Below are 12,771 nucleotides of genomic sequence, written 5' to 3' on the forward strand. Positions count from 1 at the left end.
AGCACCGTGCGGTGAGATGTGGGACCACCCCCCGCGCGTGGGGGAGCAGGCGCTCAACCGCCGTTTCGTGAACGGCACTTGGGGGCCATCCCTGCGGTCGTGGGGATCACAGGTGTCGGCGTACTCGCGTGTTTGCAAAGGTAGGTACGGATGAACCTGCAGAGTTGGTGTCCTGTACCAGTGCAGTGGGGGAGGTACCGCCTTTCTGTGGGCGGGTGCGGAGGGTCAGCACTGCCGCGCGCCACCTGGCAGGCGGCTGTCACGAACTACGCTTGCACCCCCTTCCCACCGCTCAGGGAGCAGCGTGCCGCCGTCCTTCGCTCACCGGATAACCAAATACAACCCCGCCGACCGCGACGAGCACGGCGGCTACGGCGGGGCCGAGGACACGGTGAGCGACCACGGGCCAGTCGAAGCGTCTTACTTGGAGGCGATCGCCGCTTTCGCACGGGACTCGGGTATCGACCGGCTGGAGATTCGCGAGCCAGAAGTCACCGGCCGGGTCAACTTCGGCCTGGAAGCGCCGGTCGACGGACACGGCCTCGCCGGGCTGTTCTCGCCCGACCTCGCCGGCTACCACGACGGGGCCGAGGTCTCGGTGCCGGTCGCGCTGGAACTGGTCCGCGCCATGCTCCGAGACAATGGCGCCTGGTGCAGACTGGAGTGGCGGGACAGGTTCACGGTGCACGTCGGATGGGACCAGTACGTGTACGTCGGCAGCGACCAGCCCTGCGAAGAAGCCGTCGCCACGACCCGAGAAATCGGGTTGTTCGCGGAACCGATCACCGCCTCGCCCTACGCCGCAGATCTTGAGGAACCAGAGGTGACACAGGCCGCGGACGAGCACTTCTGGGAACGAGTGCGCGCAGCACTGGCCTCATCGCAGGCGCTGCTTCTGGAAGAGACATACCTCCGCAACGCCACCCGATGGCACCGCCTCACCGAGGACACCCTCCACACGGTGCACGCCGTTCTGGGCCCACGCGCGCTACTGACTGTCTGGCCCGATCTCACCCCTGATATCGACGCGGCCCTCGCCGCACTGCCCCAGGATGAATCCGTGGAGTTCGTCTGGGAGGCATCGGACGCAACAATCCATCACGTCACCGTTGACGAGGGCGATCACCAACAACTCGCGACCTTGGTGGCGGGCGCGCGGGCCGCCTGCGTGCTGCCCCTGCCCCTCGACGAACACCCCCCGCTCTTCCAGGCCGCTCTGCCCGACAGCGACGGCGTGCTACGCGCCCGGTGGTGACCTGGCTTCTCTGTCTTCCTGTCCATCCGTACGCGGCTACGCGCGTTCACGCGTACGCCGACCTACAGCGAAAATCTCCGTCCACCGCAGGTCAGAACGGGACCATCCCCGCACCGCGGGAAACAGTCGATGGGCTCGCCCGCGGCTACTCCCGCGAGAGCGACCCCCACGACCACGCCGAGGAAGGAGCCCTCGCCCCTGAGCCCAACTCATGCGGGACAGGGGCCTCCGCCGTGTCGTCACCGCCTGGAGCGAGCCCGACACGTTCGTCGCAGGCGCTGAGGGCACCGAGTCCCTCGAAGATGCGGGTGGCGCCGGTTCTCGTTCCGATGGTCCTCAACCCGCATTCTTGTCGGCTTGACGCATTCCGATATCGGCATATGATCGCTCCATGGCACGAGCAGCGACGACATCCGACGTCTTCAACGCGATCGCCGAGCCGCAGCGCCGGCAGATCCTGGTGGTGCTGCGGGCGGGTGAGCGGTCGGTGACCGAGTTGGCGCAGGAGTTGGGGATGACCCAGCCGGGGGCGTCCAAGCACCTCCGGGTGCTCCGGGAGGTCGGGCTGGTGCAGGACCGCAAGGCAGGCAAACAGCGCCTGTACGGCCTTGACGCCAGCGGACTGCGACCGGTCCATGAGTGGACCGGTGGTTTCGAGCAGTTCTGGAACGAGAGCTTCGACCGACTGGACGCCTACGTGAAGGATCTGAAGCAGACAAGGAAAGCGGAGTAGCTGATGAGCACGACAGAACGAGGATCGGTGGAGCAGTCGGCGACAGCCGGCCGCGAGATCGTGATCTCCCGGGTTATCGACGCCCCGCAGGAACTCGTTTTCGAGGCGTTCACCGAGGTGCGGCACCTGTCGCGATGGTGGGGGCCGGAGGGGTTCACCACCACGACGCGGGCATTCGAATTCCGCGTCGGCGGGGAGTGGGACTTCGTGATGCACGGACCGGACGGGACGGACTATCAAGAGTGGATCATCTGGACCGAGGTCGCCCCGCCGGAGCGGATCGCGATGCTCCACGGTGAGACCCGGGGTGACCCGAACGCCTTCGAGTCGGTCCTGACGTTCGAGCCCGACGGTGCGGCGACCCGGATCAAGATGCGCACCGTGTTCCCCACCAAGGAGCAGCACGACGAGGCGGTAGAGAAATACCACGCGATCGAGAGCGGCCGGCAGACCCTGAGCAACCTGGCCGCCTACGTCGCCGAAATCGTTCGGAAGGGGGCTGAGGGTTGATGGCCGGCAAGGTGTTCTTCAGTGTGTCGATGTCGCTCGACGGTTTCATCGCGCCCGAGTCCTCCGAGGAGTTGATGGGGCGGCAGTGGATGGAGCTCCAGCGGTGGATCTTTCCGCAGCGGTTCTTCCGGGAGAATCTGAAAATGGGCGAGGGCGGCAAGGAGGGGCGTGACAACGACATCGTGCGGGAGACGTTCGAGCGCACCGGTGCGAGCGTGATGGGCAAGCGCATGTTCGACGCCGGCGAGCAGATGTGGCCGGAGGAGGCGCCGTTCCACACGCCGGTCTACGTCGTGACGCACGAGAAGCGTGACCCTTGGGAGCGGCCGGGTGGGACCACTTTCCACTTCGTCAACGACGGCATCGAGGTCGCGCTCAATCAGGCCCGCCGGGCCGCCGGCGACCGGGACGTACGCATCGCGGGCGGCGGCGCGACGATTCTGGAGTACGTGAACGCCGGTCTGGTCGACGAGTTCTCGATTGCGCTGTCACCCGTGCTGTTCGGCTCCGGAATCCGCCTGTTCGAGGGCGTGGACGCCGGCCGCGTGGCCCTGGAGCAGGTCCGCGCGGAGCCCTCCTCTGAGGTGACGCATCTGACCTACACCGTCAAAGGGCGGTAACTTCCCGGGCTCAGCGCTCTCTCCCGCTGTCGTCGCCAGGACGGCCCGCCCTGGCGACGTGCACCTTCGTGGCTCGCTGCGACGTGGTGAATGCGCGTGGCCGGGTTTCCAGGAGACGTCTGGACCGGTCGCCCGACGCGGTCGAACACGTCGCCAAGCAGGTGGGCGTGGCCCGTACGAGCTGGGCTTTTCTGACTCACCTTGCAAGCCGCGAAGCGACCCCGCGGCGTGCTGCGGGATCGGGGTCGTCGGCGCCGGCCGGTGGCGCAAGCCCGACGGCGATGTGCTGGACGACTTCGGGACCAGTCGTGCGAAGTACAGCGAGAGGCTCAACAAGCCCGCGAGGCAGGGGCGTTCACCGGGATGCTCAAGGCCCTCGCCCTCGTCGTGTTCCTGGCCCGTGCGAAGGTTCGGGGCGGCAGTGCCACCATGCGCTCCAGCCACCACAGCGTCAGTTGCTCACGCTGCTGCCGAAGTGTCTGGCGGTACTCCTTCCGTACGGGATCGTTCTCGGGCATGCCCCCGGAGTCGCCGGACTCCTCGTCGGCCGACCCGCTGGAGCTTGGGGACGGGCTCGCGCCGTCGTCACCGACGGAGAAGGCGGCCGGCTGTTCGTCGTCGTCCGTCCGCCGGCCGACAACGGCACGCGGCGCCGACGGCGAACCGGCTGATCGAGACCGGGAGTGCGGCGGATCTGTCCGACCGGGTGGTTCGTGAGGGCTTGGTGGGGAACTCGGTGTTCTGAGGAAGGCGGTGCTGGAGATGCCCGTGGTCGAAGCAGGGGTCGGTGATGTGCCGTCGGAGAGACCGGTGCGCGTGCCGGGGGTGCCTGACATGGTGGGGGCGGCGGTGTGCGTGGTGGACGAGGGCGGGATCATCGCCCGGGCGAACGCACACGCGCAGCGCCTACTGGACAGGGATGTGGCCTCTCTGGTGGGCCGGGACGCCCATGATCTGCTGCACAGGGACCGGCACGGCCACCCCCTGGCCAGGGCCAGCTGCCGGATGACGGAGGCGTTCCTGGCTCGTGAGGCGCGGGTGGGCAGTGGGTGGTTCGAGCGGGGTGACGGTTCGCTGGTGGAGCTCGCCTGGCTCGTCGCGCCATGCGCTCCCGTCGACGGTCACGCGGACACGATGGTCATCTTCACGGACCCGGACCCGGATCGTGGTCCGGAGGACGCCGGCCGCCCGGCGGGTCCGGGCTCGGCAGTGTCGGAGCTCGAGCGGCTGGCGCTGCTGGCCGAGACGACCACGCAGCTGACCTCGACCCTCGACAGTGACGAGGCGCTGCGCAGGCTGGTGCGTCTGGTGGTTCCGCGGGTCGCGGACTGGGCGGTGGTCGACCTGATCACCGAGCTCGACGAGGTGGAACGGTCGATCGTCGTGCACTACGAGGGCGGCGAGTTCGTCACCCGGGATGAGCTGCAGGGGCCGATGCCGCCGGTGCCGCAGGACTCCCCGATGCCGCTGTCGCGGGCTCTGCGCGGTGCGGCTTCCACCCTGGTGACGCCGGAGACGTACCAGGGACCGCCGGACACCGGGATGGCCATCGAGCAGCGGCGGTTGTTCGAGGCGACGGGCATGGTGTCGGCGGCCATCGCGCCGATACGGGGAGTGCGCGACGTGCTGGGCGCGCTGACCCTGGGACGGTCGAAGGGCCGTGAACCGCTGACCGGTGCGGACCTGTCGCTGCTGGACGATCTCAGCCGCCGTACGGGGCTGGCCCTGGACAACGCCCGGCTCTACCAGCGCCAGCGCAAGGTCGCCGAGACCATGCAACGGCATCTGCTGGCGCAGTTGCCTTCCGTACCAGGCCTCCAGATGGCGGCACGGTACGTGCCCGCACAGGACGACTCGGAGGTCGGCGGAGACTGGTACGACGCGTTCGACGTCGCCGACGCGACGACAGCATTGGTGATCGGGGACGTGGTCGGTCACGACCTCGACGCCGCGGCGGGAATGGCGCAGGTCCGCAGCATGCTCCGGGCCTACGCCTGGACGCACCACGAACCCCCCAGTGCGATCGTGCACCGGCTGGATGCCTCGATGACCCACCTCACGGGTGTACCGACAGCGACGCTGGTCTTCGGAAAGGTGGAGCGCAGTGCCGACGGGACCTGGTGTCTGACCTGGACCAATGCCGGGCACCCGCCACCACTGCTGATCACCCATGACGGGCGGACCCAGTACCTCACCGAGGGACACGGTCTGTTGCTCGGTACCGGCCTGGCACCACTGCGCGACGACGCGGTCCTCCCGCTCCCGCCCCGGTCGACACTCGTCCTCTACACCGACGGACTCGTCGAGAGCCGCGACCGCCCTATCGACGACGGCCTGGAGCAACTCCGTAAGCACGCTGCCTCACTGGCCCACCGACCGCTGGCCGCCTTCACCGATCTGCTGCTCGAACGCGCCCAGACCCTCGGCAGGAGAAACGACGACGACGTCGCCATCCTCACCCTGCGCACTCCGGATACGGAGACGTAGGGGTCTCCGCTTGCCTTGGTCGTCGGCGAATCCGGTGGAGCCGTTTCATCATTCGCTCACGTTAGACGGATGCCGGAGCCAGGGCCGGAGAGGGTGCCGTCTGGCGTTGCAGTCGCGGCGTTGAGTACGTCGGGGGCGCTTTGCCAGCACTGGTTGGCTGGTCGCGTTCGGTGGTCCGCTCCAGCGGCAGCCGCAGCCGCAGCCGCAGCCGCAGCACCGTCGTGCCGCTGCGGCGGGCCGGCTCGACGGCCTCGTCGGGCGTGTCGAGATCATGTCCGTCCTGGCCGGTTCACGTCGCGGCGGGTTCCGCGGGGGTGAGGGTGATTCGGCGGATCAGGGAGGTGTGCCCTCGCGTCGGGCGGCTTCGTCGAGGAGTTCCGTCAAGTCTGTGAGCCGGTCGAGGCCCTGGACGGCGCGGGCGGTGCGGTGGTTGGCGGACAGCCGGTCTCGGTGGCGGTGCAGGAAGGCCCAGTAGCCGGCGGTGTAGGGGCAGGCGTGGTCACCGGTGCGGTCGGTGGGGCGGTAGGCGCAGGGGCCGCACAGATCGCTCATCCGGTGGATGTAGGCGCCGCCGGAGGTGTAGGGCTTGGTGGTCATGAGGCCGCCGTCGGCGTACTGGGACATGCCGATGACGTTTGGCAGCATCACCCAGTCGTAGCCGTCGACGAAGCAGCGGTGGAACCAGTCGGTGACAGCTGCCGGGTTCCAGCCGTCCTGGAGGGCGCGGCTGCCGAGCACCATCAGGCGGGGGATGTGGTGGGTCCAGCCGGTGTCCCGTACTTGTGCGAGCACGGTGGACAGGCAGTTCGCGGTGACAGCGTCGGCGTCCAGGTCGAGGAACCAGTCCGGCAGGGGGGTGGTGTGGCGAAGTGCGTTGCGGTGCCGGTAGTCCTCGCCGAAGTGCCAGTAGCAGTGCCAGACGTACTCCCGCCAGCCGGCGATCTGCCGGACGAAGCCCTCGACGCTGTTGAGGGGCGCGTGGCCGGCGCGGTAGGCACGCTCGGCGCCATCCACGCATTCGGCGGGGTCGAGGAGGCCGAGGTTCAGGGGCGCGGAGAGCAGGCTGTGACTCATCACGGGGTCGGCGGCGAGCATGGCGTCCTCGTAGCGGCCGAAGTCCGGCAGCCGGTGAGTGAGGAAGTACCGTAGCGCGGACAGCGCCTCGCGCCGGGTGGCGGGGAAACGCCTTGGGCCGTCACGGCCGACGAAGGAGACGTCGCCGTCGCGTTCCCAGCGATCGAGGTCGTGGCGGACCTCCTCGTCGATCGCGTCCTCACGCGGTCGCCAGGGGCCCCGGACATCCAGAGTCCGCGGTCCGCGTGGCGGGGGTTCGCGGTTGTCGTGGTCGAGGTTCCAGCGCCCGCCGGCCGGCTCGTCGGCGTCCATGAGCAGCTCGTGCCGCCGGCGTACCCAGCGGTAGAAGTTCTCCAGTCGGAGTCCTTGTCCGCGGCCGGCCCACGTCGCGAAGTCGTCGTGGCTCACCAGGAAGCCCTTCGCCGGCAGGATCTGCACGTTCTGTTGCGCGGTGGCGAAGTCCAGCGCTCGGCGTGAGGTGGGATGACAGACCGTCAGCCGCTCACCGGTGCTCCGTTCAAGACCCTCGGCGTATGTCTCGGCCCGGATGTAGGTGACCCGGTCGCCGAGTTCGGCGGCGCGGTGCCGCATCGCCGAGAGCACCAGGTGGGCCTTGGCGCGGTGGAAACGGCGCCGGCGCAGCACCGAGCGCGCCTCGATCATGACCATCGGGGCCTGGCGGTCGGGTCCGCCGTGGCGCGGGTTCGTGAAGTGCGGGCCAAGTTGGTCCCCGAACAGCCAGTGGGGGCGTGGCGTCATGTGGTTGCGCCTCTCGTGGCCGGTGCCCAGGAGCGGATACGGCGTCGAGGTGACGGCCTGTCCGCAGCGAGAGCGAGTCGAAGGTGTCGGCGACAGCTGACGGGAGAACCGTCCGGCTGATACTGCCAGCCATACCGGTGCTCACGGTCCCGACACTCGTGCACAGCTGCGTCGAGCGGCCGGCGCGTAGGGGCCGACCTCGGCCGCACACCTGACGGTCGGCCCAGGGTATGGGGGGTGAGGCCGGCAGGCGCGCACGTCGAGATGTCGCGTAGTGACCGGCGTCGTCGAAGATCGCGTCACCGTGTGCGGTCGCTGGAGGGTGCGTGGTGACGGCCGGTGCCTGAGGCTTCGGTGACGAGCGGTGCGGTGGTCCTGCCGGGGTGGCGGAGGGCTTTCGCGATGACAGGGGCCCAAGAGTGGAGGACCCGGCGGAGGTTGACGGCGATCTTGGCTCGCTCGATGGCGATTGTCGAGGTTGCGGATGCTGTCGTGCGGGGCTGTTGGGATCGTGGGGGCCCGGCCCGTGGGACCGGCCCGCAGTCGTGTGCGAGGACGACGGCGGGCTGCACCTGGGGGGTGTCTATAGGCTGAGCGCGTGACCAGTTCAGATGATGGCGTGCCGGTGCCCGGCGCGGACCTGCGGGCCTTCGCGGTGGAACTGCGACGGATGAACGGCGAGATCAACCGGCTGGTCCACGGGTTCGCCGCCGGCCAGGGTCTGCACGCGACGGACATCCAGGCCCTGGCCGCCATCCTGGACGCCGAGACACCGCTCACTCCCGGCCGGCTGCGTGATCATCTGGGTCTGACGTCGGGTGCGGTGACCGCGTGCCTGGACCGGCTGGAGCGGGCGGGACACATCCGCAGATCGCGGGAGAGCGCCGACCGCCGCGTGGTCCATCTGCACTATCTGGCCGGTGCCCGATCCCTCGCCCGGAGCCACTTCCTGCCGCTCGCCCAGGCGACGGAGCGTGCGCGGGCGGGCTTCAGCGAACCCGAACTGGCCGTGGTCCTGCGCTTCCTTGCCTCGGTGAACGACGAACTGAACCAGGTTCGTTCGCCCCGCCGCTGAGCCGCCGCCCGTCACTCCCACCACCCGCCGGGGCATCGGTTGAACCATCGCCTAAAGTACTTCAATGATTGAGATTGTTCAGTGTTGAGGTAACTGCTGAATGTGCCCTCTTGTCCGTCCCCTGCTTCTCCGGGAGAGGTATGCCCACCATCCGCGTCGCCCGATGGCTTGTCCCTGTCGTCCTCCTTGTCGCCTGGCTCGGCATCGGCGGCACGCTCGGCCCGTACGCGGGGAAGCTCGGTGAGGTCGCCACCAACGATCAGGCCGCGTTCCTGCCACGGAACGCCGAGTCCACTCAAGTCATCGACGCACAGCGGGCGTTCGACCAGGAGGAGACCCTGCCCGCCGTCGTTGTCTGGACGGCGGACGGCGAAGACGGCACACCGCTCGGCGACGAGCGCCGCGCCGCTGCGACCCGCGCTCTCGCCTCCCTGACCGGCAGTCAGGGTGTCGTCGGCACGGCGTCCCCCGCCCTGCCGTCCAAGGACGGGCAAGCACTCCAAGGAGTCGTCCAGCTCCGCCCCGGCCTCGGCGAAGCGCTGCCCGGCGTCCTCGCCGGAATCCAGGACGCGGCGTCCGCCGTACCGGGCACAGTCGTCGAGTTGGCCGGTCCCGCGGCGAGCCAGGCCGATCTCTCCGACGCGTTCGCCGGGATCGACGGCCTGCTGCTCGGCGTCGCCCTCGTCACCGTCCTGGTCATCCTGCTGCTGGTCTACCGCAGCGTGCTCCTCCCGCTGATCATCATCGTCGGTGCCGTCCTCGCCCTGGGGCTGGCGTGCGCCGTCGTGTACGCGCTGGCCGACCGGGACGTCGTACGCGTCGACGGCCAGGTGCAGGGCATCCTCTCGATCCTCGTCATCGGCGCCGCCACGGACTACGCTCTCCTGCTCACCGCCCGCTTCCGCGAAGAACTGGCGCTGCGCCCGGACCGGTTCACCGCGATGCGCGCCGCCTTGCGGCAGTCCGCCGGGCCCATCACGGCGAGCGCCGCCACTGTCGCCTTCGGCCTCCTCGCTCTGCTGCTGAGCGACCTCACCAACAACCGCGCTCTCGGCCCTGTCGGCGCCATCGGCATTGTCTGCGCCGTACTGAGCACCCTGAGTTTTCTGCCCGCTGTTCTGGTGCTCCTCGGCCGCGCCGCCTACTGGCCCGCGAAGCCCCGCCCCACGGCCGATACCGGCCCCGGACAGGGCGGGCGCGGCGTGTGGACGCGGGTCGCCTCACTCGTCGACCGCGCGCCGCGCAAGGTGTGGGCCGGCACTCTCGCCGCCCTGATCATCTGTGCGGCCTTCGCCCCCACCCTCACCGCGAAGGGCGTGCCCCTGGACGAGATCTTCGTCAACGACGCGCCCTCGGTGGCCGCCCAGCGAACGCTCGGCGAGCATTTTCCCGGCGGTTCGGGCAATCCGGCCGTGGTGATCGCCGACGCCGACGCGCTTTCCCGGGTGAGCGCCGCGATCGAACGCACCGACGGTGTGGCGGGCGTCAGCCCCGCGACGGCGTCCGGCCGCCCGGGCGGCCCGCCGATGGTCGTCGACGGACGCGTACGGATCGACGCCACCCTCGAAGGCGCCGCCGACAGCGACGCGGCCAAGGACACCGTGGCCCGGTTGCGCGACGCAACTCACGCAGTACCAGGCGCCGACGCGCTCGTCGGCGGCTACACGGCACAGCAGTACGACACCCAGCGCACCGCTGAGGACGACCGTCTCCTGATCGTCCCCGTGGTCCTCGCGATCATCCTGCTCATCCTCGTCGGACTACTCCGCTCACTGCTCATGCCGGTACTCCTCGTGGCCACGGTCGCCCTCAACTTCCTTGCCACGATCGGCGTCTCCGCGCTGGTCTTCCGCCACGTGCTCGGCTTCACCGGCACCGACTCGTCCGTACCCCTCTACGGCTTCGTCTTCCTCGTGGCCCTCGGCGTGGACTACAACATCTTCCTCATGTCACGCGTCCGCGAGGAGTCGCTGCTGCACGGCACCCGGCAAGGTGTGCTACGTGGGCTGACCGCCACCGGCGGCGTCATCACCTCGGCCGGCGTCGTACTCGCCGCCACCTTCGCCGCCCTGGGAGTCATCCCGCTGGCGTTCCTCCTCCAGATCGCGTTCATCGTCGCCTTCGGCGTACTGCTCGACACCCTCGTCGTCCGCTCGCTGCTCGTGCCCGCTCTGGTCAGGGACATCGGCCCCACCGCATGGTGGCCCGGAGCACTCAGCCGACGCCCGGACACCCGGCCGGGCGACTCCGGCGCCGGGTCCGGCGCGGCAGGGGCTCGGTGACTCTCCGGCTACTACGCCCATGCCGCCCACGTCGCGTGCTCAGACGGTGTCCTCGCCCGGGGTCATGTCGTACTCGTCCACGTCGAGTTCGGCGTCGACTGCGGCGAGGAAGTCCAGGACATCGCGCTCCAGATGCCAGCCGAAGAGGTTGGGCGCGTCGGGAGCGTCCAGGTGGTCGGGCGATTCGTCGTGGTCGGTGTCGTTGAAGTAGCGCACAACCTGTAGGACTGCCCCGCCGTCGTCGGCCGCCAGTTGGCCCACGAGTTCGGCTATGCGGGCCGTGTGGGGCTGGAGCCTGTCGAGGATGCGGGCGATTTGTTCGTCAACGCGCAGGTCCGGCTCCCGGCAGACGACCTTCCAGCGGTGGCTGACGGGCATCACCTTCGGCTCGGTGAAGCGGCTGCCGAGGACGGACATCTCGACAGGGGTGATGCCCAGCCGCGCGGTCATATCGTCGGCGGAAGTGTGCTGGCTGAACAGCCGGGGCGACGGACCCGACGTTCGTCGGCCGCCACGTGAAGTGCTCAGTCACGCTTTGGTTGGTTGTCCGCGCTTGGGGTCAGTGGTCGGTCAGGAGTCCGGTGCGGAGCTTGGCCAGCGTGGCGGAGAGGATGCGGGAGACGTGCATCTGCGAGACGTTCAGCTCCTTGCCGATCTGCGCCTGGGTCATCTCCTGGCCGAAACGCATCTCGATAATGCGCCGCTCCCGCTCGTCGAGCTGGTGCAGCAGCGGTGCCAGCGCGTGGAGGTTCTCCACCCGTTCCATACCCGGGTCCCAGTCGCCCAGGGTGCGGACGAAGGTGAGGTCGTCGGTGGTCTGGTCGTCGTCACCGGTCGGTGCGTCGAGAGAGCCGGCGGTGTAACCGGCGGCTGCGACCAGGCCCTCGGTGACCTCGTCCTCGGTGAGGTTCAAGTGACCGGCGATGTCGGTGACGGTGGGATCGCGGTCGAGCCGGCGCGAGAGTTCGTCCCTGGCCTTGGAGATGTCGCGGCTCAGCTCCTGCAGCCGGCGCGGGACGTGCACGGACCAGGTCGTGTCGCGGAAGAATCTCTTGATCTCGCCCACGATGTAGGGGACGGCGAAGGAGCTGAACTCGACCTCGCGGGAGAGGTCGAAGCGGTCGATGGCCTTGATCAGCCCGATCGTGCCGACCTGGAGGACATCCTCCATGTCGCCGCTGCCGAGGTTGCGGAACCGGCGGGCCGCGAACCTCACCAGCGTCACGTTCATCTCGATCAGTGTGTTCCGCGCGTACTGGTACTCCGGGGTGCCCTCCTCCAGCACCGACAGCCGGTCGAAGAACAGCTTCGACAACGCCCGCGCGTCCTTCGGCGCGATCTTCTCCGCGTCCTCGATCCACGGCAGGCCGCCCGTCGCGACGTCGCCACTCTGCGCGTCCGGAGCCGTGTACGCGAGGTGTCTGACTGGCATGGAATCCATCCTTTCGTTAGGAGCCGACAGGCAAGACGCCAAATGCCCCCCACGGGGCTTCCCACACACGAAGAAGAGGGCCAATCTTTTTCGTCTTTTGGGTACATCGATGGGCCCGAGGCGGACCGCGCCGGCGGTGACGCGTTCTCCGCGAGGACCGGATGCGATACGAGGTGCTCGTCCGCGCCTGAGGGCCGCCTCGTACTCCTCGGGACACCGCCCGCGCGCCGGACGCATGCCTCGGCCCACAACGCACCGAACACCCCGGAACGCTCGGCGCGGCCGGGGGGGGGGGGGCGGGGGGGGGGGGGGCGCGCCCGCGGGGGGGGGGGGGGGGGGGCCCCCCCCCCGGGGGGGGGGGGGGGGGGGGGGGGGGGGGGGGGGGGGGGGGGGGGGGGGGGGCGCGGGGGGGGGCGGGGCCCCGGCGCGGGGGGGGGGGGGGGCCCCCCGCGGGGCGGGGCGGGCCCCCCACCGCCGCGTCGACGTATCTGATCGGGCGCCTCGGCGCGGAACTCCTCGCTCAGCTGCGGGAACGCGCCGTCCG

At 69.5% G+C, this 12,771-nt stretch carries 10 protein-coding genes; 7 read left to right on the plus strand and 3 right to left on the minus strand.

The window, feature by feature from the left end:
* Nucleotides 1-304: 304 nt before the first annotated feature.
* From ACFYNU_RS24675 to ACFYNU_RS24695, 5 genes are all read left to right on the plus strand, one after another.
* A complete protein-coding gene (locus ACFYNU_RS24675; RefSeq protein WP_356585349.1) occupies nucleotides 305-1,255 on the plus strand; it encodes an RNA-binding protein in 951 nt (316 codons plus the stop codon).
* A 391-nt stretch (nucleotides 1,256-1,646) separates the two neighbouring features.
* Entirely contained in the window at nucleotides 1,647-1,988 is a 342-nt protein-coding gene (locus ACFYNU_RS24680; RefSeq protein ID WP_356585350.1) for a metalloregulator ArsR/SmtB family transcription factor, read from the plus strand.
* 3 nt (nucleotides 1,989-1,991) lie between these two features.
* A complete protein-coding gene (locus ACFYNU_RS24685) occupies nucleotides 1,992-2,498 on the plus strand; it encodes an SRPBCC family protein (protein WP_356585351.1) in 507 nt (168 codons plus the stop codon).
* A complete protein-coding gene (locus tag ACFYNU_RS24690; protein WP_356585352.1) occupies nucleotides 2,498-3,118 on the plus strand; it encodes a dihydrofolate reductase family protein in 621 nt (206 codons plus the stop codon). The genes ACFYNU_RS24685 and ACFYNU_RS24690 overlap by 1 nt, the downstream gene beginning before the upstream one ends.
* Before the next feature lie 762 nt (nucleotides 3,119-3,880).
* On the plus strand, nucleotides 3,881-5,605 hold the full coding sequence (locus tag ACFYNU_RS24695) for a SpoIIE family protein phosphatase (protein WP_356585416.1): 1,725 nt from the start codon (nucleotides 3,881-3,883) through the stop codon (nucleotides 5,603-5,605).
* Nucleotides 5,606-5,938: 333 nt separating this feature from the next.
* On the opposite strand, the gene ACFYNU_RS24700 is transcribed toward ACFYNU_RS24695, so the two are convergent.
* Entirely contained in the window at nucleotides 5,939-7,438 is a 1,500-nt protein-coding gene (locus ACFYNU_RS24700) for a cryptochrome/photolyase family protein (RefSeq protein WP_356585353.1), read from the minus strand.
* A gap of 598 nt (nucleotides 7,439-8,036) precedes the next feature.
* Between ACFYNU_RS24700 and ACFYNU_RS24705 the strand changes: the two genes are divergently transcribed.
* Together ACFYNU_RS24705 and ACFYNU_RS24710 are read left to right on the plus strand one after the other, a co-directional pair.
* Nucleotides 8,037-8,513, plus strand: coding sequence for a MarR family winged helix-turn-helix transcriptional regulator (locus ACFYNU_RS24705; protein ID WP_356585354.1), 477 nt, complete (start codon nucleotides 8,037-8,039; stop codon nucleotides 8,511-8,513).
* A gap of 140 nt (nucleotides 8,514-8,653) precedes the next feature.
* Nucleotides 8,654-10,795 carry an MMPL family transporter gene (locus ACFYNU_RS24710; protein WP_356585355.1) on the plus strand — a complete coding sequence of 714 codons (2,142 nt, stop codon included), beginning with the start codon at nucleotides 8,654-8,656 and terminating at the stop codon, nucleotides 10,793-10,795.
* 39 nt (nucleotides 10,796-10,834) lie between these two features.
* On the opposite strand, the gene ACFYNU_RS24715 is transcribed toward ACFYNU_RS24710, so the two are convergent.
* The gene (locus ACFYNU_RS24715) at nucleotides 10,835-11,275 is read right to left on the minus strand and encodes a DUF4279 domain-containing protein (protein ID WP_356585417.1); all 441 of its coding nucleotides are present in this window, start codon (nucleotides 11,273-11,275) and stop codon (nucleotides 10,835-10,837) included.
* Between the two features lie 79 nt (nucleotides 11,276-11,354).
* Complete coding sequence (locus ACFYNU_RS24720; RefSeq protein WP_356585356.1) at nucleotides 11,355-12,236, minus strand: SigB/SigF/SigG family RNA polymerase sigma factor; 882 nt, start codon at nucleotides 12,234-12,236, stop codon at nucleotides 11,355-11,357.
* Between the last annotated feature and the right edge of the window lie 535 nt (nucleotides 12,237-12,771).

The organism is Streptomyces sp. NPDC006643 (genome assembly GCF_042870175.1).
GTDB lineage: Bacteria > Actinomycetota > Actinomycetes > Streptomycetales > Streptomycetaceae > Streptomyces.